Origin of the sequence: Variovorax sp. ZS18.2.2 (genome assembly GCF_024701975.1) — a bacterium.
Classification (GTDB): Bacteria; Pseudomonadota; Gammaproteobacteria; order Burkholderiales; family Burkholderiaceae_C; genus Variovorax.
In genome coordinates this window covers 699,733-720,108 of record NZ_JANLNM010000001.1, presented here as the reverse complement: position 1 = coordinate 720,108, position 20,376 = coordinate 699,733, and the positions used below count along the sequence as shown (strand labels likewise).

The following is a 20,376-nucleotide window of genomic DNA, read 5'->3' as shown; positions in this document are numbered from 1 at the left end:
ATTCCTGACCCCGACCATATTCCCCCCGGAGACACCATGAAACTCGGCCACATCGCCGCCGCCTGCCTTTCGCTCGCCCTGGGCACATCCGCCCTCGCACAACAACCGACGGTGCTGAAGATCGGCTACGCGACCTCCAAGGAGTCGCACTACGGCGTGGGCTCCACGGTGTTCTGCGACGAGGTGGAGAAGGGCACGCAAGGCCGCTTCAAGTGCCAGCACTTCGCCAACTCGGCGCTGGGCGGCGAGCGCGAGCAGATCGAGGCGATCCAGCTGGGCACGCAGGACCTGGTGAACACCTCGACCGGCCCCGTGGGCAACTTCGTGCCCGAGGTCAAGATCGTCGACATCCCCTTCCTCTTTCGCGACTACGACCATGCGCGCAAGGTGATGGACGGCCCGATCGGCCAGGACATCCTCACCAAGTTCCCGAGCAAGGGCATCATCGCGCTGGCCTGGACGGAGAACGGCTTCCGTCACATGACGAACAGCAAGCGCGACATCGTCAAGCCCAGCGACGCAGCGGGCCTCAAGATGCGCACGATGGAGAACAAGGTGCACATGGACGGCTACCGCACCTTCGGCATCCTGCCGACGCCGATGGCTTTCCCCGAACTCTTCGGCGCGCTGCAGCAGGGCACGGTCGATGGCCAGGAGAACCCGATTCCGGTGATCCTCGCGTCCAAGTTCTCGCAGGTGCAAAAGCACCTGTCGCTCACGGGACACGTGTACTCGCCTGCCCTGCTGCTGCTCTCGCCGAAGGTGTGGAACAAGCTCTCGGATGCCGACAAGAAGGTCTTCGTCGATGCCGCCAAGAAGGCGGCCGTGGCCCAGCGCAAGAAGGTCAACGACGACGAGAACAACGGCATCGCCCAGCTCGAAAAAGACGGCATGAAGGTCACCAAGGTCGTGGACGGCGCCGCCTTCCGCGAAGCCCTGAAGCCGGCCTATGCGGGCTATGCCAAGGAGTTCGGCGCCGACAACATCAAGAAGATCACGGACGTCCAGTAAGCCTCGCGCGCCAGACTTCTTTGACGACCGCGCCCGGCCCGCTTCAGTGCGCCGGGCGCTTCGCTTTTTCAAGACAAGAGAACCACACGTGCAAGCCTTCGAGCGCTACTTTCTCGCCGCCAGCCGCTGGGCGCTGATTCTTCTGCTGGCCGCCATGTCGGTCATCATCTTCACCAACGTCGTCATGCGCTACACCACGAGCAATTCGCTCGAATGGGCCGAAGAGGTGTCGCGCCACATGATGATCTGGCTCACCTTCCTGGGCGCCGGTCCAGTGCTGCGCTACGGCGGCCATATCGCGGTGGAGAACCTGCAGGACGCATTGCCGCGCGCGGGCGCCATCGCGGTCCGCGCCTTCGTGGCGGCGCTGCTGTTCGCCTTCTTCGGCTTCATGGTCTGGTACGGCTGGCTCTACATGCAGCGCACGATGTTCCAGCTCACGGCAGTGACGCAGATTCCGTTCGCCTACATCTACAGCGCGATGCTGTTCGGCGGCGTGCTGCTGATCGTGCACTGGCTGCTGGTGGTGCGGGGCTATGTGCTGCGGCGCGAGTTCGCATCCGACGCGCACTTCGACGCCAACGCCTCGGCGTCGCTGTAAGGAGAACGACCATGGATGCCAGCATCGTTCTCATCGTCTCGGCCTGCATTTTCCTGGCCATCGGCGTGCCCGTGGCCTTTGCGCTCGGGCTCTCCACCGTCACCACGCTCATCCTTGCGGAGAACTATCCGCTGATGGTGCTGCTGAAGGAAACCTTCACCGGCATCGACAGCTTTCCGCTGATGGCCGTGCCCTTCTTCATCCTGGCGGCCGAGCTCATGAGCGGCGGCTCGCTCACCGAGGTGCTGCTGCGCTTCGCGGGCCAGTTCGTCGGCCACCGGCGCGGGGGCCTGGGCTACACCAACGTGGTGTCGCTCACCTTCTTCTCGGGCATCTCGGGCTCGGCATTGGCCGACGCGGCGGGGCCGGGGTCGATGCTCATCAAGATGATGGACAAGGCCGGCTACGACCGCTCCTACGCAGCGGCGCTCACGGCCTCCACGGCAATCGTGGGGCCGATCATCCCGCCCTCGATCATCATGATCATCTATGCGCTGCAGGACGAGAGCGTGTCGGTCGGCACGCTGTTCGCGGCCGGCATCCTGCCGGGCATCCTGATCGCGGTGGCGATGTGCGTGGTGAACTTCCACGTCTCGAAGAAGCGCAACTACAAGGGCGACGGGCAGACGCCGCCGCTGCGCGAAATTCTCATCACGACCTGGAAGGCGATTCCCGCGATCCTGTTGCCGGTGGTCATCCTCGGCGGCATGCGCGCCGGCTGGTTCACGCCGACCGAAGCCTCGGTGGTGGCGGTGTTCTATGCGCTGGTGTGCGGCAAGTTCGTCTACCGCACGCTCGAGTGGAAGATGCTGCCCGACATCCTCTCTCGCTCGGCCCTGCTCTCGGCCTCGGTGCTGATCATCATCGGCCTGTCGGCCTCGTTCGCGTGGGTGCTGACCATCGAGGGCATTCCGCAGCAGATGGCCGAATGGCTGATCAGCATGAACCTCTCGCCGTGGATGTTCCTGATCATCGTCAACGTGTTCCTGCTGCTGTTCGGCATCTTCATCGAGCCGCTGCCGGGGGTGATGGTGCTGGCGCCGATCCTGGCGCCCGTGGCGATCAAGCTGGGCGTGGACCCGGTGCACTTCGCGATGATCGTGATCTTCAACCTCACGTTGGGCATGATCACGCCGCCGGTGGGTGGGCTGCTGTTCGTGACCTGCAACGTGTCGAAGGTGCCGATGTCGGCGCTGGTGAAGGAGCTGGTGCCGTTCCTCTGGGCGCATGGCGCGGTGCTGATGATCCTGACCTTCGTGCCCGCGCTCAGCACCTGGCTGCCGCGGGCGCTGGGGTTCAAGTAGCGGCGCCGCTGCTCCTGAAACGGTTCGCTGCCAGAATCGGCGCCACGCCAACAACCGACAACCGAGGGAACTGCCCCATGAACCGACTCGTCATCTGCCTGCTTGCCGCAGGGCTGCTGTCCACGGCCGCGCTGGCTGCCACGCCTGCCACCACCCCGGCGGCAAAGCCACCGGCACCTGCCGCATCGGCGCCCGCTGCAGCGGCAGCAACCCCGGCACCTGCTGCGCCAGCGGCTGCCCCCGCGCAGGCGCCCAGCGCGGGCATCGCCGAAGTCGAAACCGCCGTGCGCGCCTGGGCCGACGCCTGGTCCGCGCGCGACGTGGACCGCTACCTCGCGACCTACGCCCCCGACTTCACGCCGGCCAAGAAGCAAGACAAGAAGCACTGGGAAGCCGAGCGGCGCACCCGCATTTCGAACAAGTCGAAGATCAGCGTGACCGTTGACGACCTCGTCATCAGCGTCAGCGGGCAGACCGCCAGCGCGCGCTTCAAGCAGGTCTACAGCGCCGACAAACTCAAGAGCACCGACCGCAAAACGCTGGAACTGCAGCGCGTGGGCGACAAGTGGCTGATCCGCAAGGAAAGCACCGGCGCCTGAAGACTTGAGCGTCCGACGGGGCGGCGGTGGTGATTTCTCCTGTAAGCCGAACGGGTTCATGAAGATGTCACCGCTTGCAGCGATGCTGCAGCCTTCGATCTTCGAAAGCTGTGGCCGCCATGTTTCCCACCAAGACCGACAAGGCACGCGACGAACTCCAGGGCGGGCAGCGCACGCTCAGCCAGCGTGAACGCGCCCTGCTGCTGATGGCCGACGGCCGGCGCTCGCTGACCGACTTCAGCCCGCTGTTCGCGAACCGCATCGAGGCGGAGCAGGCGATCCAGGCGCTGGTGAGCAAGGGCTATCTGCAGGATGCGCAGGCGGTTGCGGCGGCAGCGCAGGCGTCGGCTCCCCCGCCCACCCCGGTGCCCGCGGCCGACCCGATCCGCATCGCCACCTCGACCGACACCTTCGACGGCAAGCGCTCGCTGGCCACCACGCGGATGTTCCTGTTCGACATCTGCGAGCGCATGTTCGTGCGGCGCGACCCCAAGTTCGCCCTGCAGATGCGCGACGCCCTGCGCGAGGCCCGCGACCGCGAGGCGATGCTGACCATCGCCGCGCTGATGCTCACCGAGATCGAGAAGACGGCCGGCGCCGAGCGCGCCGAATCGCTGCGCGAGCGCATCGACCGGCTGCTGCCGCCCGCGGAAATCGTGCACTGACCCCGCGAGCCCCGGCCAGCCCGATCCACTACACTCGGCGGGGTCAGGAGAGAGCCCCGCACGACGGGGCCGCCGAAGGCGCAGGGAACCCCCGAACGCTCAGGCAAAAGGACTGACAAGGCGCCGGTTCACACCGGCGTTTCCTTGCTGGAGAGAGGCCGTTGCAGGCATGCATTGCACCGGCCCACCGAAGGAGCAAACCCCGATCGTGGGGCGAATCTCTCAGGTAAAGCGGACAGCAGGGGTGGCCCGTGGCGTTGCAGCCATGGATTTCGACTGCCCCTTTGGAGTGCCTCCCGGTGACTTCTCCCGCTTCTGACGCCCAACTTCTCAAGACACCGCTGTACGACCTCCACGTGGAGCTCGGCGCCCGCATGGTGCCCTTCGCGGGCTATTCGATGCCGGTCCAGTACCCGGCCGGTTTGATGGCCGAGCACAGGCACACGCGCGATGCGGCCGGCCTCTTCGACATCTCCCACATGGGCCAGCTGCGCCTCATCGGCCCCGACGCCGCAGCCGCCTTCGAAACCCTGATGCCCGTCGACGTGATCGACCTGCCCGCCGGCAAGCAGCGCTACGGCCTCCTGCTGAACGACGAGGGCGGCATCCTGGACGACCTGATGTTCTTCAACGAAGGTCACGACTCGATCTTCGTGATCGTGAACGGCGCCTGCAAGGTCGACGACATCGCGCACATCCAGCAGAAGATCGGCACGCGCTGCGAGGTGCAGCCCCTGCCCGACCACGCGCTGCTCGCGCTGCAGGGCCCGCAGGCCGCGGCCACGCTGGCGCGGCTGTCGCCCGGCATCGAGCGCTTCGTGTTCATGACGGGCGGTGCGGTGCAGATCGGCGGCATCCCCGCCTTCGTCACGCGCAGCGGCTACACGGGTGAAGACGGCTTCGAAATCTCCGTGGCCGGCAAGGACGCCGACGCCCTCGCCCGCCTGCTGCTGGCCCAGCCCGAGGTCAAGCCCATCGGCCTGGGTGCCCGCAACTCGCTGCGGCTCGAAGCGGGCCTCTGCCTCTACGGCAACGACATCGACACCACCACCACGCCCGTCGAGGCCTCGCTCAACTGGGCGATGCAGAAGGTGCGCCGCGCCGGTGGCGCGCGCGAAGGCGGTTTTCCGGGCGCGACAAAGATCCTCGCCCAACTCGCTGCCACCACCGCTGGCGCAGCCGGCCATACCGACCACGACACCCTGAAGCGCAAGCGCGTCGGCCTCGTCGCGTTGGAGCGCATTCCGGTGCGCGACGGCACGCTGCTGCAATCCTTTGAAGGCCAGGACATCGGCATCGTCACCAGCGGCCTGCTCGGCCCGACGGCCGACCGCTGCGTCGCGATGGGCTACGTGGCCACCGCGTTCTCGGAGCCCGGCACGCGCGTGCAGGCCATCGTGCGCGGCAAGCCGGTGCCGATGGAAGTCTCGACCATGCCCTTTGTGCCGACCCGCTACTACCGCGGCTAGGCTTCGCATCTCTATTCAATTTTTTCCACGAGGAGTTTTCCCATGAGCATCAAGTACACCAAGGACCACGAGTGGGTCTCGGCCGAAGGCGGCGCCGCCACCGTCGGCATCACCGTGCATGCACAGGACGCACTGGGCGACGTCGTGTTCGTCGACCTGCCGGAAGTCGGCAAGACCTTCGCGCAGGGCGAAGTCGCCGGCGTCGTCGAATCGGTGAAGGCCGCGGCCGACGTGTTCATGCCCGTCTCGGGCGAGATCACCGAAGTGAACGAAGCGCTGCGCGCCGACCCGTCGCTCGCCAACACCGACCCGCTGGCCACTGGTTGGTTCTTCAAGGTCAAGCTGAGCGAGCCCGCGCAGCTCGACGCCCTCCTCGACGCTGCCACCTACGACAAGTTCGCCGCCGAATCCTGATCCACCGCGTTCCCCGCCTTTCCTTCTTCTCCTCGAGCCTTCACCGCCATGCCGATTCCCGCCCTTCCCTCTTTGCAAGCCCTAGAGAACGCCGAAGAATTCCTCGCCCGCCACATCGGCATCGATGCGGCGGACGAGGCGCGCATGCTGCCGGTGATCGGCTCGGAAACGCGGGCGGAGCTCATCGACGGCATCGTGCCCGCGGCCATCCGCCGCGCGAAGCCGATGCGCCTGCCGGCCCCGGTGACCGAGGCCGAGGCGCTGGCCGAGTTGAAGGCGATGGCGTCGAAGAACAAGGTGTTCAAGAGCTTCATCGGCCAGGGCTACTACGGCACGCACACGCCGGGCGTCATCTTGCGCAACGTGCTGGAGAACCCCGCCTGGTACACCGCCTACACGCCCTACCAGGCCGAGATTTCGCAGGGCCGCATGGAGGCCCTGCTCAACTTCCAGACGATGGTGTGCGACCTCACGGGCATGGCCATCGCCAACGCCTCGATGCTCGACGAAGCCACGGCCGCGGCCGAGGCGATGACGCTCGCCAAGCGCAGCGTGAAGAGCAAGAGCAACGTGTTCATCGTCTCGGGCGACTGCCATCCGCAGACCATCGAGGTCATCAAGACGCGCGCCGCGCCGCTGGGCATCGAGGTCAAGGTGAGCACCGCCTCCGAGACGCTGCCGCACCTGATGGTGAGCGGCGAATTCTTCGGCGTGCTCGCGCAGTACCCCGCCACCACCGGCCATGTTCATGATCTGCGCCCACTCGCGGGCCACGCCCATCAATGCGATGCCGCCTTCTGCGTGGCTGCGGACCTGCTGGCGCTGACGCTGCTTGCGCCCCCCGGCGAATGGGATGCCGACATCGTCTGCGGCACCACGCAGCGCTTCGGCATGCCGCTGTGCAACGGCGGCCCGCACGCCGCGTACCTGGCCTGCCGCGATTCGTTCAAGCGCTCGCTGCCGGGCCGCCTGGTCGGCGTGAGCGTCGACTCGCACGGCCAGCCCGCCTACCGCCTTGCGCTGCAGACGCGCGAGCAGCACATCCGCCGCGAGAAGGCCACCTCCAACATCTGTACCGCGCAGGTGCTGCCGGCCGTCGTCGCCAGCATGTACGCCGTGTACCACGGGCCCGATGGCTTGACGCGCATTGCACAGCGCGTGGCGGCACTCACCGCCATCCTCGCGCAGGGCCTCACGCAGATGGGCCGCGAGCCGGTCAACGCATTCGCCTTCGATTCACTCACGATCCGCACCGGCGACGACACGCCGAAGATCATCGAGCGCGCCTATGCTGCCGGCGTCAATCTGCGCCAGCGGCTGCAGCAGCACCTGGGCATCTCGCTCGACGAGACCAGCACGCGCGCCGACGTCGAAACTCTCTGGGCCCTGTTCGTGCCGGCCGGTACCGCAGTGCCGCGCTTCGACGACCTCGCCAACACCGCGCCGCGCCTGCCCGAAGACCTGCGCCGCACCAGCGCCTTCCTCACGCACCCGGTGTTCAACACCCACAAGAGCGAGACGGCGATGCTGCGCTACATCCGCAGCCTCTCGGACAAGGACCTCGCGCTCGACCGCAGCATGATCCCACTGGGCAGCTGCACGATGAAGCTCAACGCGACCAGCGAGATGATCCCGATCACCTGGCCCGAATTCGCGAACATCCACCCCTTCGCGCCCGCCGAGCAGCAGCTGGGCTATGCGCAGCTCGACGCGCAACTGCGCGCGTGGCTCTGCGAAGCGACCGGCTACGCGGGCATCAGCCTGCAGCCCAACGCGGGCTCGCAGGGCGAGTACGCGGGCCTCCTTGCCATCAAGTCCTTCCATGAAGCCAAGGGCCAGGGTCACCGCAACATCTGCCTGATTCCCTCGTCTGCCCACGGCACCAACCCCGCGAGCGCCCAGATGGTGGGCCTGCAGGTGGTGGTGACGGCCTGCGACGCGCAGGGCAACGTCGACATGGACGACCTCAAGCGCGCCTGCGAGAAGCACAGCGACAAGCTGGCCGCGGTGATGATCACCTACCCCAGCACGCACGGCGTGTTCGAGACGCGCGTGAAGGAACTCTGCGAGCTCGTGCACGAACACGGCGGTCGCGTGTACGTGGATGGTGCCAACATGAACGCACTGGTCGGCGTGGCCGCGCCGGGTGAGTTCGGCGGCGACGTGAGCCACCTGAACCTGCACAAGACCTTCTGCATTCCGCACGGCGGCGGCGGCCCGGGCGTGGGCCCGGTCTGTGTGGTCGAAGACCTCGTGCCGTACCTGCCGGGCCATGCGACGGCCGGCGTCGCATCGAACGGCGTCGGTGCTGTTTCCGCAGCGCCGCTGGGCAACGCGGCCGTGCTGCCGATCAGCTGGATGTACTGCCGCATGATGGGCGCCAAGGGCCTGCAGGCCGCGACCGAGACAGCGATCCTCAGCGCCAACTACATCAGCGCACGCCTGAAGGACCACTACCCCACGCTGTACGCGAGCCCCAACGGCCACGTTGCGCACGAGTGCATCCTGGACCTGCGCCCGTTGAAGGACACGAGCGGCGTCACCGCGGAAGACGTGGCCAAGCGCCTCATCGACTACGGCTTCCACGCCCCCACGCTGAGCTTCCCCGTGCCCGGCACGCTGATGGTGGAGCCCACCGAGAGCGAACCGCTGGCCGAGCTCGACCGCTTCATCGACGCGATGATCGCGATCCGCGGCGAGATCCGCCGCATCGAAGAAGGCGTGTGGCCCAAGGAAGACAACCCGCTCAAGCACGCACCGCACACCGCGGCCAGCCTGCTGGGCACCGAATGGGCGCACCCGTACTCGCGCGAACTCGGCGCGTTCCCGCTGGCCGAACTCAAGCTCGCGAAGTACTGGCCGCCGATCGGCCGCGTGGACAACGTGTACGGCGACCGCAACCTGTTCTGCAGCTGCGTGCCGGTGGGCGACTACAAGGAAACCGAAGAGGCCTGAGACGACTGAGACGCGCATGAACGCGGACGAGGTCGCCTCGCTCAAGTCGCGCTGGCGCGGCTGCGTGTGGGCCCACACGCTGAGCGACGACGAAGGCGCGGCACTGCTGCCGCATCTGCGTTTTGTCGAACTCGCCGCGGGCCAGGCCATCTGGCATCGCGGCGATCCCGCCGAGCATTGGGTGGGCATGGGGCGCGGCAGCATGAAGCTGTGCACCACCTCGGCCTCGGGCAAGGCCGTGACCTTCATGGGCCAGGCCTTCAGCTGGGTCGGCGAGGTCGAGCTGCTGCAGGACACGCCGCGCTTCTGCGACGCGGTGACGCTGTCCGAAGCGGTGGTCATCAAGTTGCCCAAGGCCGCGTTCTTTCACCTGCTCGACACCAACCCCGCGTTCAACCGCTTCGTGCTGCGGCTGATGAGCGAACGGCTCACGCAGTCGATGGCCGTCACGCTGTCGGACCGCACGCTGGAGCCCCTCGCCAAGGTGGCGCAGACCCTGGCCCTGCTGTTCAGCCCCTCGGCCTTTCCACCGCGCTCGCTGGAGCTGCGCGTGTCACAGGCCGAACTGGCGAGCTACTGCAACATGTCGCGCTCGCGCCTGAACGCGGCCCTGCGGCAGCTCGAATCCGAAGGGCTCGTCGAACTCGGCTACCAGGTCGTCACGCTCACGCGGCTCGATGCGCTGCGCAGCTACTGCGGCAGCGCATCGGTGGCGAGCGGCAGCCACACGCGGCCAGAGACCGCATAGGCGTTGCCGGCGACGATGCCGGCCACCGGTGTACCCAGAGCGCCCGCTGTGGGCGCGGGCGCCCACACGTACTGTGGATGCGTCGCGAACAGCGCCACGCCCAGTTCATCGCCCGGCTGCATGCGCGCGGCCACGCCACCGAGCGCGATGCGCTGTCGGCCCGTCGGCACCGGCACCACCTGGTCGGACAACAGCACCACCTCGCCGCCGCGCCGCCGCAGCGCAAGGCCGACCAGCGCCACGCCGGGGCCGGCCTTGCCCTGCACGTCGAGCTCGGCCTCGGGCACGCCGGCCAGCACGGCGCCCGCGCCCTGGCGCGCGAGCGCATCGACGGACAACGGAACGAACCTCGGGCCCGCCATCGTCGCGGGCACGTCGGTCAGTGGAAGCGCTGCGCCAACCTGCGCCGCGACAGGCGCCGTGCCCGTGTAGGCGGTGCCGTCGTCCAGCGCGATGCACACGCGCGGCACCGACGCGAGCCCTGCATCCACATCCCGCAGCTTGGCATCGAGCCACGCCGCCATGGCCACCATCGCATCGACGTCGCCGCAGCGCGCCGGCTTGTCGCGCTGCCCGGCGCGCGGATTCACATGGCCCGAGCGCAGCACCACGAGCCGCACGTCGCCACCACCGGATTTCAGATAGCGCCAGTTGCGCAGGCCCTCGCCCATGTCGAACAGCACGTCTTCGCTGGCCTGCACGACCAGCGCATCGACCCGCCGCACCGGCTGCCCGGCCCAGCTTGCGCCCGAGGGGCCGTGGGCCTGGTAGGCATCGCGCAGGCGCGGCGCGTCGGTGCCCATGTCGTTCCACGCCCATGCACCCGGCTTGGGCGCGGTGTCGCACAGCGGGCGCAGCAGGCCGCCGTCGCGCACCTTGCCGCGCTGCGCCATGAAGCATTCGAACTGCACGAAGCCCTGCTTCAGCACGCCTTGCGGCGCAAGCGCGTGCTGCAGGTCGTACCAGGTCATCGATGGAACGGCGGTGGTGATGCGCGGCTCGCGCGCTGCGAGCTGCATCTGGTAGCCGCCGCCATAGGAGCCGCCGATGGTGCCGATGCGCGCACGGCCATCGGCGCCCTTGCGCAGCGGCAGTTCGCGCTCGGCCCAGTCGACGAGGCTGCGGATGTCGGCGATCTCGGCCTCGGGATCCATGATGCGGCTCGCGCCGCCGCTGTCGCCATGGCCCCGGTGATCGAAGCTGATGACCGCATAGCCGCGCTCCACCAGCGTGGGCACCAGGCGATCGAGCCGTGACCAGTAGCTGGCCGCCGGGTCGGTGTCGCGTGGCGGCATGGCCTGCAGGCGCCCGAGGCCGAAGCCGCTCGCATGCAACACCAGCGGGTAGCCGCCTTCGGGTGGCCGGTCGGGCAGGAAGAGCGTGAACGCGACCTTGGTGCCGGCGGTGCCTTGCGCCAGCGGATCGGCCACCGCCGACTGCACCGAAAGCTGCTGAACCGTTGCCGCCTGCGCAGAGAGTGCTACGCCAAACAATGCCGCCGCGCACAGCGTCGCGGCTCGAATGATTGCCTTCATGGATTCCCTCGTTGCGTGTCTTGTCTCGAAGCACGCGACTCTAGGAACGAAGGCATCGGGCCGGTGTCCCCGCAGGAACAATGGCCGCGCCCTTCCCGTCAGGCATCACGGCGATAGGTCGCCCACCTCACCGTCAGGATGTCCGCCGCGATCTTCGCGGCGTTGACGCCCGCGTAGCTTTCGGACGGGTTGAATTCGAACGCCTCCTGGTAGCGCTTGACCTGCGCGTAGTCGCGGTCGAAGGTCATCGGGCCCATGAGTTCCGTGGGGTCGACGCCCGTGGGCAACGCGAGGAATTTCTCCGGATTGGTGGCACTCTGGTAGAGGTCGACGCTCATCGGGTTCATATGCTTGTCCTCGTAGTTTGAGAACACATGGTCCCCGGCCCCGGCGCCCCGCGCAATCGGCCCCCGCCTACACGGCGCGCCGGATCAGACCCGATCAACCGGCGTTCAGGGCTGCTTCTTCTTCGCCAGCTCGCCCGTGGCGATCTGCTGGCGGAAACCGCGCAGACTGGCCTTCACCTTGCGCTCGTTCTCCGGCCCCATGCGCACCATGATCTTCTGGCCCGAGGACATCGCCTCCAGCTTCGGATCGACGTACTCGTAGCGCACCCACGGCCGCGTGGAGGGCACGTCGCCCTTCACCTCGACCAGCCGCACCTGCACCGGGCCGCTGGGCTCGGGCGCCTGCAGCAGGTGGTCGATCACCGCGATGAGCCGGTCGTTGAAGTAGCGCCCCGGAAAGCCCAGCTCTTCATACGCCTTCTGGAACAGCGGATAGAGCCTGGCGTACACCGTCGCCGCCTTGGCCGGATCGACCGTCTCGGCGAGCAGCACCATGCCGTTGTAGCGCGCCGCATTGTTCGCCGCGATGGTCTGCGTGCCGCCCTGCGGCCCGTCGGTGATGAAGCGCTGCCCCGTGGGCTGCACCGGCCATGCGCTGGCGGGCGCCTGCTCACGCGCGAGGTTGTCGACCGTGGCCACGAAGCGCCGCACGATGCCATCGGCGCGCAGATGTTCCGAAGCACTCTTGCCGCCGATGAGTTCGGCCAGCGCCTTCATCACGCGCGAATCGGATTCCGCGAGCGCCGGCAAGGCGGCATCGGGCGGCGCGAGCGCATCGACGGGGTTCTGCGGGCCGGTGGGCTCGGCTGCAGGTGCCGGCGCGGGGCCGTCGTTCGGCGCGGTGGCCACCGGCACGGGCTCGGGCGGCTTCTGCTGTTGCTGGTACCAGCGCCAGCCGAAGAACGCGGCCACCAGCACCACGAGGCCGATGGCGACGATCATGCCGATCGGCGTTTCGCGGCGGGGTCTGAATTCGGGGGCGTCGTCCCTGGAGCCGGGGGAGTCGTTGTCGGTCATGGCGGCACTTTCCTTTTGCTGAAGGCTGTGTGATGCGGGAGACCGGTCGATGTTGCATCAATCGGCACCGCGTCACGCCACAAGCTCGTAACGCCTTGTGACGCCGCGAGAAGATTCAGCGAAGGTTCAGGCCGGCGCGCTGAGCGACTGCAGCCACGCGATCGAGCCCTGCAGCTCGGCCGGCCGGATCTCGTGCGCGCCCGGAAAGTCGAGGCCCGACAACGCCAGCGGCAACGTGCGCGCCAGCTCGCGCGTGGCCGCTGCGGCGGCCGGCGGAATCACGTTGTCGGCGCTGCCATGGCTCACCCACAGCGCCTTGCCCTCGAAGGCCTCGGGCAATGCGATGTGCGGCACCACCTGCGCGAGCAGCCGGCTGTGCCACACCATCGCGGCGCGCAGCTTCGCGGGCTGCGTGAGCAGCAGCGACAGCGCCATGATCCCGCCCTGGCTGAAGCCGCCCACCACGATGCGCTCGGGCGGCACGCCCAGTTGCTGCGCGGCCGAATCGATCATCTCGCCGACGAGGAAGCGGCTCTCGCGCTCCTGCTCTTCGTCGATGCGGCGCTCGCCGTTGGGCAGCACCTCGAACTCGAACCACGCATAGGCATCGGGCGACAGCACGTACGGCGCGCGCAGGCTCAGCACGTGGAACTGCGGCGGCATCATCCGCGCGAGACCGAACAGGTCCTGCTCGTTGCTGCCGACGCCGTGCATCAGCACCAGCAGCCAGGGCTCGCGCACATTGGCCTGTGCGCTGTGTTCGAGAAACTTGAGGGGCAGGTGGAGTTGGGTCATGAATGCAATGAATCAGCGGGATGCTTGAAGAAAACCTTGGGCCAGCGCGCGCGTCACTTCGGCCGACGACACCTCGCGGCAGCCGGTGGCGTTCTGCCCCGACCACAGCGGCGTGAAGTCGCCGCTGCCCTGCGCCTCGGCCTTGGCGCGCAGCGGCGCGATGCCCGAAGTGGCGAGCGGAAATTCGGGCGCAGCCGCGCCGATGGGCCCCAGCTCGCGCATCACGCGATTGACGATGCCGCGCGCCGGTCGGCCGGTGAAGAGATTGGTGAGCGCGGTGTGGCGGGCGGCTTCGCTCTTGAGCGCCGCGCGGTGGATCGCGCTCGTCGTGGCCTCGGGCGTCAGCATGTAGGCGGTGCCGACCTGCACGCCCGCGGCGCCCAGCGCCATGGCCGCGGCCACACCATCCGCATCGGCGATGCCGCCGGCCGCGATCACTGGCAGCTTCACCGCGCGCACCAGTTGCGGCAGCAGCGCGAAGGTGCCGAGCTGCTTGGTGAGATCGTGCGAAAGAAAGTGGCCGCGATGCCCGCCCGCTTCGAGCCCCTGCGCGATGACCGCATCGGCGCCATGCGCTTCGAGCCACACGGCCTCTTCGACCGTGGTGGCCGAGGCCAGCACCTTCGCGCCCCAGCCATGCACCCGCGCCAGCAGCTCGGCGGGCGGCAGCCCGAAATGAAAGCTCACCACCGGCGGCTTGAACTCGGCCAGCAGGTCGGCCACCTCGGCGCTGAAGGGGTTGCGGCCCGGGCCGGTCGGGATGCTCGCCGCATCGATGCCGTATTCGGCGTAGTACGGCGCGAGCGCGGCGCGCCAGGTGGCCTCGCGCTCGGGGCGCGGCACGGGCGGCGTGTGGCAGAAGAAGTTGACGTTGAAGGGCTTGTCGGTGCCCGCGCGAATGGCGGCCAGCTCGTTGCGCAGGGCCTCGGGACTCAGCATGGCGCACGGCAGCGAGCCCAGCCCGCCCGCGTTGCTCACCGCGATGGCCATCGCGCCGACCTGGATGCCGGCCATCGGCGCCTGGATGAGGGGAAGTTCGGTGCCCAGAAGCTGCTGCAGCGTGGTCATTCGGAGGTTCCTGTGCTTGGGAGTCGGTACGCGGGCCATTCTCCCGCCTTGGCGGAGGGCGCTGCGGCTGCGGGGTCATCGCGGCGCGGCTTGGCACAATCGCGCGCATGCCACGCCCGACCTTGCCCGCCTCATCGAAGCCGCTGCGGCGCGCTGTTGCCATCGCCGGGCTCCTGGTGCTCGGCGGCTGTCCGCAGAAGGAAGTCACGGTCGACCCGGCAGCCTCCCCGGCCCGCGCTGCATCGCCCGCATCCCCCGCTCGCGCGCCCCGCCCCACCGTCGCCGCCACGCTCAAGCGCGCCGAACTGATGGCGCTGGTGTTCCCCGACTCCCACGGCCCCCAGGCCGCGGAGGACACGCCCGGCATGGTCCGCCTGCCCAAGCTCGACGACCAGGGCAAGCAGATTGCAGGCAACGACGCCGAACGCGAGGCGCAGATCACGGCGCGCGAGGTGGTGCGGCTGGACGACCGGCACGCCGTCATGCTGACCGAGGCCGTGCCCCTCACCGAGCAGGGCAACCCGATGAACGGCCACCCCGATGGCGCCTGGCTCGGCGCCTACTTCTTCGAGCAAGGCGCCGACGGCTGGAAGCTCGCGGGCCGCAACGACGCGGTCGATTACCAGGGCTTCATGGGCAACCTCGGCGAGACCAAGGTGGAGCGCCTCTCGACCGGCCAGCTCGTGATGACGCTCAGCAACGGCAGCTGCTGGCAAGGCATGTGCGCCCAGTGGCTGTCGGTCTATGCGCTGGAGACCGACAGGGTGCGCGCGATGGTCAAGGGCATTCCGCTGTCGGCCAACAACGAAGGCTCCGACGAAGCCTGCGAGAAGCTGCTCAAGGGCGAGCGGTCGGAAGAGCCGCCGCGCAGCGCCTGCTTCGACATCGGCGGCCGGCCGGTCTTCGCGCACAGCGCCGAGGGCGACGGCAAGGACGAGTTGCGCATCGTCTTCAGCGGCCAACGGACCGGCGGCACGGGGAAGCCGCAGGTGCGCAAGGTCAGCACCACGCTCGTGTACGTCGAGCGCAAGGGCCGCTACGAATTGCGCGAGGGGCGCAACCCGGTGCCTTCGCTCTGATGAACGGAAAGCCCGCCATGACGCCCGCCTCCGCCCCTCATTGCAGCATCCGCCACTACAGCGGCGAGTACCTCGGCCACGACCATGACCACGCGCAGATCATGTATGCGCTGGACGGCCGTATGGAGCTGGAGATCGGCGGGCGCGCCGCCTTCACCGACAGCTCGTGCGGAATGATCATTCCGGCCGGCGTGGCCCACACCTTCATGTCGCCGCGCGGCGTGCGCATGGTGGTCATCGACACGCCCGACGACACCGGCGTGGACCGCCTGCGGCGCTTCGCGGTCACGGCCGCCTGCCGCAACGGCATCGACGCATCGAATGCCGTGCGGCAGCTGGCGAAGGTGCTCGAGGCGCCCTCGATCCTCGCGCGCCGCAGCATCGACCTCGCCCGCCTGGACGATGCCCTCGGCCGCGCGCTGCACGCGCCATGGGACACCGCGCGCATGGCCGCGCTCTTCTTCCTGAGCCCGCAGCGCTTTCACGCGCGGCTGCTCGAGCTGACCGGCCTCTCCCCGCAGGCCTACCTGCGCGCGCGGCGCCTCGATGCGGCGGAGCGCTGGCTGCGCGGCGGCATGCCGCTGGAGGCGACCGCGCTGCGCGTGGGCTACCGCTCGGCGAGCGCACTGGGCTTTGCGCTGCGGCGCGAACGCCAGTTGGGGGCGAGGCAACTGCGCGGCACATCTGCATCGCCCTGAAGGTCGAGAGTCTCTCGACATTCGGGAGCCCCGGTCCGCCCGAGCATCCGGGCATGAAGAACGCATCCATCGTCGGCGCCTGCATGGTGCTGGCCGCAGCCGCCCTGTGGGGCACCACCGGAACCGCGCAGAGCTTCATGCCCGCGCACACCTCGCCCTATTGGGTCGGCACCTTGCGCATGGCGATCGCCACGCTGTTCTTCGCGGCCTTCATCGCATGGCGCCGGCGCGGCGGCGACCGCTCGACGCTGGCGTTGCCTGCCACCGCATGGCGATGGGTGCTGCTCGCGGGCCTGTGCATGGCAGGCTACAACCTGAGCTTCTTCGCGGGCGTCAAGGCCACGGGCATCGCCATCGGCACCGCGGTGGCGGTGGGCAGCGGGCCGGCGTGGGCGGGGCTGCTGCAATCGCTGGTCTCGCGCAGGCCGCCCGCGCCGGTGTGGTGGGTGGGCACGCTGCTCGCCATCGGCGGCGGGTGCCTGATGGTGATGCCGGCCAGCGGCGATGGCCTGCGGGCTGACCCGACGGGGCTCGCACTGTGCCTGGCGTCCGGCTTTTGCTATGCGGTCTACACGCTGGTGAGCCAGCGCCTCGTGCGCCACTCGCCGCCCGCGACGGTCACGCTCTGGGTTTTCGGCGTGGCTTCCACCGCGGCGATACCGGTGGCGCTCCTCGTCTCGGGCCCCTTCTCGGCCACGCCGTCGGGATGGGCCATCGTGGCGTACCTGGGACTGGTCTCGACGGGCGTCTCGTACCTGCTCTTCAGCCATGCGCTGCGGCACATCTCCGGCGCCTCGGGCGTCACGCTGGCGCTGGCGGAGCCCGTGACCGCGTTCGCGCTGGCCCTGCTCGTGGTGCATGAACGCCCGGCCCCGGCGGCCTTTGCCGGGCTGGCGATGGTGCTCTCGGGACTGGTGATCGTCGTGTGGACCGAAGCGCGCAACGGCCGGCGCGGCGCCCGGTGACGAGGCCGGCACCGAGCGCTAGGCTGGCCGGCTCCGCCGCACGAATTCGACGATGCGCTCCGCGCAGTACGCGCCGATGCGCCGTGGTGTCGGACGCTACCCGCCCCGCGCCTTGCGCGTCACCTCACTCCTCGCTCGTCCACTCCACCTGCACGCCCAGGCTGCGCAGGTTCTCCACGAAGTGCGGATGCGCGCGGCGGATCGGCGTCGCGTTGCGGATTTCCGAGCGCCCTTCGATGCTCGCCGCCACCATGAAGAGCGCGATCGCCACGCGGATGATGTACGGGCTTTCGACCACCGCCGGCGTCAGCGGATTGCCGCCGAAGGTGATGAGCCGGTGCGGGTCCGACGAGAACACATGCGCGCCGAACTTGGAGAGCTCGCCGGTCCAGCCCAGCGCGCCGTCGTACACCTTGTTCCAGAACATCGCGTTGCCCTGCGCGCGCACGCCCAGCGCAATGAAGATGGGCAGCAGGTCCACCGGAAAGTAAGGCCACGGCGCCGCCTCCACCTTGGTGAGCACGTTGCTCGTGAACGGCGTCTGCACCTTCAGCGGACCGGTGCGGATGGCGCGTGACCAGCCGTCCGCGTGCTCGATGCGCACACCGAATTTCGCGAAGGTGCGGTCGATCAGCGGAAAGTTGGCGGGCGCGGTGTTGCGCACGATCACGTCGCCGTCGGTGATCGCGCCGAGCGCCAGAAAGGTCGTGATCTCGTGGAAGTCTTCGTCGAAGCGGAACTCGCCGCCCGTGAGCGCGCCGCCGCCGTGCACCGTCACGCGCGAGGTGCCGATGCCCTCGATGCGCACGCCGATCATCGCCATGAAGCGGCAGAACTCCTGCACATGCGGCTCCGAGGCGGCATTGGTGAGCGTCGAGGTGCCGTCCGCCGCAGCCGCGCACAGCACGAAGTTCTCGGTGGTCGTGACCGAGGCGTAGTCGAGCCAGTGGTCGGTGGGCGTCAGGCGCCCGTCACTGTGGACGAGCAGCGAGCCCTCGGTGCGCTCCACCTTGCCGCCGAAGCGCTGGAACACCTCGACGTGCGGATCGATCTCGCGCACGCCCAGCGTGCAGCCCTTGACGTTGTCTTCGAGCCGCGCCACGCCGAAGCGCGCGAGCAGAGGCGGCACCAGCATGATCGACGAGCGCATCTCTTCGGGCAGGCGATGCCGCGCGGCGTCGAACGCGGTTTCGCGGTGGTGCAGCTCGAGCGTGCCGCTCGCGTGGTCCATCTGCACGTCGCTGCCGAGGGTGCGGAAGATGTCCAGGATCTTGCGCACGTCGGTGATGTCGGGCACGCCGAGCAATCGCAGCGGCTCGTTGGTGAGCAAGGTGGCGCAGAGCACCGGCAGCACGGCGTTCTTGTTGGCGGAGGGGGTGATGCGGCCGCGAAGCGGCGTGCCGCCGTGCACGATGAGGTTGGACATGGAGGTGCGGGGAAACGGAAACGAGGGAGTCGAGGAGAGAAGTCGCGGGACATCCGCGACCGGGTGCCGGGACTTTACCGTCGGCCGATGGCGCTCACGGAAGGGGAAGTTGTAAGAACTTGCCGGGGCTGCCGGTGCGGGTGCTCGATTGTCCATACATGTGAACAGTCATTTCACGAACGGCGGCTGTCGGTTTCGCTCGCAAGTCCATACCATTCAGGCCATTGGACAACCGAAAGGATTGAAATGAGCAAACCCGAATTCTTCATCACCCCTGGTTATGGCAAGCAATTTCTGGACAGATTGCATTACTCGCAAGCCGTCAAGATCGGCAATCGCGTGGAAACGTCCGGCCAAGGCGGTTGGAGCGACGATCTGCAATTCCCCAAATCGCTTGAAGAAGAAATTGCGCAGGCATTCAAGAATGTCGAGCGGACATTGGCAGCCGCCGGCGCCAGTTGGGAGCACGTCGTTCACGTCAATTCGTACCATGTCGGCGGATTTCCGCCGGAGGTCAATGAAACGATGGCCAGGCTTTACCGCCAGTACATGCCGAACCATGCGCCCATCTGGACGGAATTGGATGTCGCATCCCTCGCGCATCCGGACATGCATATTGAAATTCGCGTGACCGCAATTATTCCGTGACGGGCAGATCAACTCCGAACTTCTGAACCACCCAATCGGCGAACGCCTTCAATCTGGCATTCTGGTGTCGATTGGGCGGATAAAGAATATGAAAAGGCATTGCGGGCCTTGACCAATCTTCCAGAACCGCCACCAATTCGCCCGAATCCAGATAAGGCTGGACGATGTGCCTGAAATGCTGCCCGACGCCAAGGCCCGCCAGCAGCATTTCCTTCAGGCCATTGCCTTCGTTGGTCGAGAAGACGCAATTGCCGATTTCAAATCGCTCGGCGCCGCGCTCGAAAATCAAAAGCTCCGGCTTTCCTGTCGAAAAGAAATAACACGCGGCGGCGTGATTCAATTGAAGATCGTCTGGGGACGACGGAATTCCTTTTCGATCCAGATAGGCCGGCGCGGCGCAGGTGACATATTGAAGCTCCGTCACCCTTCGCCCGATCATCGCCATATCGTCGAGCTTTCCGGCGCGGATGACGCAATCCACGCCTTCTTCCACGATATTCAATGGCCGGTCGCTGATTCCGACTGCAACGGTGATGTCGGGATATTTTCCATGGAATTCCGGCAATTCCGGAATCAGCAGGCTGTTGGCGAATACTGCCGGCGCATCAATTCTCAGATGCCCGCTCGGCTTGACTTTTTTACCCCGCACCGCGCTTTCCACCGAATCCATTTCGGCGATCCAGCGCATGGCGTGCCCGTAATACGCCAGCCCGTCCGATGTGGGAGCCACGGCGCGCGTGGTCCGCTGCATCAATTTGATATTCAGGTGCTTTTCAAGATCCGTAATCAATTTACTGACCGTCGACCGCGGAAGCGCCAATTGATCCGCGGTTCGGCTGAAGGAGCCCGTGTCCACGACCCGCACGAAAGCCCGCATTGCAAGGAGTTGGTTCATCGTCATCTATTGAATCAAGGCGGATAAAAAGGCGGCCCCATTGTCTATGCATGTGCGCAATGGCGGCAAGAAGCCATCGCAGCCAGGGGGACGCCTCGGCACGGAACCTGCAGCGCGCCCCGACCATGCCTCCCATC

Annotated in this window: 20 protein-coding genes and 2 riboswitches; of the genes, 13 read left to right on the top strand and 7 right to left on the bottom strand. The window is 67.6% G+C overall.

Annotation, left to right across the window (positions count from 1 at the left end):
- Nucleotides 1-36: 36 nt before the first annotated feature.
- From NU688_RS03510 to NU688_RS03470, 9 genes are all read left to right on the top strand, one after another.
- On the top strand, nucleotides 37-1,011 hold the full coding sequence (locus tag NU688_RS03510) for a TRAP transporter substrate-binding protein (protein ID WP_206178511.1): 975 nt from the start codon (nucleotides 37-39) through the stop codon (nucleotides 1,009-1,011).
- A gap of 88 nt (nucleotides 1,012-1,099) precedes the next feature.
- Complete coding sequence (locus NU688_RS03505) at nucleotides 1,100-1,612, top strand: TRAP transporter small permease (RefSeq protein ID WP_257859149.1); 513 nt, start codon at nucleotides 1,100-1,102, stop codon at nucleotides 1,610-1,612.
- Between the two features lie 11 nt (nucleotides 1,613-1,623).
- Entirely contained in the window at nucleotides 1,624-2,916 is a 1,293-nt protein-coding gene (locus NU688_RS03500; protein ID WP_257859148.1) for a TRAP transporter large permease, read from the top strand.
- A gap of 77 nt (nucleotides 2,917-2,993) precedes the next feature.
- Nucleotides 2,994-3,515, top strand: coding sequence for a DUF4440 domain-containing protein (locus NU688_RS03495; protein ID WP_257859147.1), 522 nt, complete (start codon nucleotides 2,994-2,996; stop codon nucleotides 3,513-3,515).
- A 119-nt stretch (nucleotides 3,516-3,634) separates the two neighbouring features.
- The gene (locus NU688_RS03490; RefSeq protein WP_257859146.1) at nucleotides 3,635-4,180 is read left to right on the top strand and encodes a hypothetical protein; all 546 of its coding nucleotides are present in this window, start codon (nucleotides 3,635-3,637) and stop codon (nucleotides 4,178-4,180) included.
- Between the two features lie 42 nt (nucleotides 4,181-4,222).
- Nucleotides 4,223-4,297, top strand: a riboswitch (glycine riboswitch).
- A 20-nt stretch (nucleotides 4,298-4,317) separates the two neighbouring features.
- Nucleotides 4,318-4,429: riboswitch (glycine riboswitch) on the top strand.
- Between the two features lie 125 nt (nucleotides 4,430-4,554).
- Nucleotides 4,555-5,649, top strand: a complete 1,095-nt coding sequence (gcvT, locus tag NU688_RS03485; protein WP_257860499.1) for a glycine cleavage system aminomethyltransferase GcvT — start codon at nucleotides 4,555-4,557, stop codon at nucleotides 5,647-5,649.
- A 42-nt stretch (nucleotides 5,650-5,691) separates the two neighbouring features.
- A complete protein-coding gene (gene gcvH, locus NU688_RS03480) occupies nucleotides 5,692-6,063 on the top strand; it encodes a glycine cleavage system protein GcvH (protein WP_093433797.1) in 372 nt (123 codons plus the stop codon).
- Nucleotides 6,064-6,111: 48 nt separating this feature from the next.
- Nucleotides 6,112-9,018, top strand: coding sequence for an aminomethyl-transferring glycine dehydrogenase (gene gcvP, locus NU688_RS03475; RefSeq protein ID WP_257859145.1), 2,907 nt, complete (start codon nucleotides 6,112-6,114; stop codon nucleotides 9,016-9,018).
- Nucleotides 9,019-9,034: 16 nt separating this feature from the next.
- Entirely contained in the window at nucleotides 9,035-9,766 is a 732-nt protein-coding gene (locus NU688_RS03470; RefSeq protein WP_257859144.1) for a Crp/Fnr family transcriptional regulator, read from the top strand.
- Here the strand turns inward: NU688_RS03470 and NU688_RS03465 are convergent.
- The 5 genes from NU688_RS03465 to NU688_RS03445 form a co-directional block, all read right to left on the bottom strand.
- Entirely contained in the window at nucleotides 9,709-11,301 is a 1,593-nt protein-coding gene (locus tag NU688_RS03465; protein ID WP_257859143.1) for a CocE/NonD family hydrolase, read from the bottom strand. The two genes, NU688_RS03470 and NU688_RS03465, sit on opposite strands and share 58 nt — an antisense overlap.
- Before the next feature lie 98 nt (nucleotides 11,302-11,399).
- The gene (locus NU688_RS03460; RefSeq protein ID WP_257859142.1) at nucleotides 11,400-11,648 is read right to left on the bottom strand and encodes a hypothetical protein; all 249 of its coding nucleotides are present in this window, start codon (nucleotides 11,646-11,648) and stop codon (nucleotides 11,400-11,402) included.
- 105 nt (nucleotides 11,649-11,753) lie between these two features.
- The gene (locus NU688_RS03455; protein ID WP_257859141.1) at nucleotides 11,754-12,665 is read right to left on the bottom strand and encodes a DUF3014 domain-containing protein; all 912 of its coding nucleotides are present in this window, start codon (nucleotides 12,663-12,665) and stop codon (nucleotides 11,754-11,756) included.
- A gap of 126 nt (nucleotides 12,666-12,791) precedes the next feature.
- A complete protein-coding gene (locus NU688_RS03450) occupies nucleotides 12,792-13,460 on the bottom strand; it encodes an alpha/beta hydrolase (protein WP_257859140.1) in 669 nt (222 codons plus the stop codon).
- 12 nt (nucleotides 13,461-13,472) lie between these two features.
- Nucleotides 13,473-14,528 (bottom strand): nitronate monooxygenase family protein, encoded by a 1,056-nt coding sequence (locus NU688_RS03445; RefSeq protein WP_257859139.1) that lies wholly within the window; start codon nucleotides 14,526-14,528, stop codon nucleotides 13,473-13,475.
- Between the two features lie 107 nt (nucleotides 14,529-14,635).
- Between NU688_RS03445 and NU688_RS03440 the strand changes: the two genes are divergently transcribed.
- The 3 genes from NU688_RS03440 to NU688_RS03430 are packed head-to-tail and all read left to right on the top strand — an operon-like array spanning nucleotide 14,636 to nucleotide 17,270.
- On the top strand, nucleotides 14,636-15,607 hold the full coding sequence (locus tag NU688_RS03440) for a hypothetical protein (RefSeq protein ID WP_257859138.1): 972 nt from the start codon (nucleotides 14,636-14,638) through the stop codon (nucleotides 15,605-15,607).
- 17 nt (nucleotides 15,608-15,624) lie between these two features.
- Complete coding sequence (locus NU688_RS03435; RefSeq protein WP_257859137.1) at nucleotides 15,625-16,305, top strand: AraC family transcriptional regulator; 681 nt, start codon at nucleotides 15,625-15,627, stop codon at nucleotides 16,303-16,305.
- A gap of 53 nt (nucleotides 16,306-16,358) precedes the next feature.
- Nucleotides 16,359-17,270 (top strand): DMT family transporter, encoded by a 912-nt coding sequence (locus NU688_RS03430; protein ID WP_257859136.1) that lies wholly within the window; start codon nucleotides 16,359-16,361, stop codon nucleotides 17,268-17,270.
- Nucleotides 17,271-17,394: 124 nt separating this feature from the next.
- On the opposite strand, the gene NU688_RS03425 is transcribed toward NU688_RS03430, so the two are convergent.
- A complete protein-coding gene (locus NU688_RS03425) occupies nucleotides 17,395-18,696 on the bottom strand; it encodes a UDP-N-acetylglucosamine 1-carboxyvinyltransferase (RefSeq protein ID WP_257859135.1) in 1,302 nt (433 codons plus the stop codon).
- 246 nt (nucleotides 18,697-18,942) lie between these two features.
- On the opposite strand from NU688_RS03425, the gene NU688_RS03420 reads away from it, so the two are divergent.
- The gene (locus NU688_RS03420) at nucleotides 18,943-19,344 is read left to right on the top strand and encodes a RidA family protein (protein ID WP_257859134.1); all 402 of its coding nucleotides are present in this window, start codon (nucleotides 18,943-18,945) and stop codon (nucleotides 19,342-19,344) included.
- Here the strand turns inward: NU688_RS03420 and NU688_RS03415 are convergent.
- Nucleotides 19,334-20,239 carry a LysR family transcriptional regulator gene (locus NU688_RS03415; protein ID WP_257859133.1) on the bottom strand — a complete coding sequence of 302 codons (906 nt, stop codon included), beginning with the start codon at nucleotides 20,237-20,239 and terminating at the stop codon, nucleotides 19,334-19,336. The two genes, NU688_RS03420 and NU688_RS03415, sit on opposite strands and share 11 nt — an antisense overlap.
- Nucleotides 20,240-20,376: the final 137 nt, after the last annotated feature.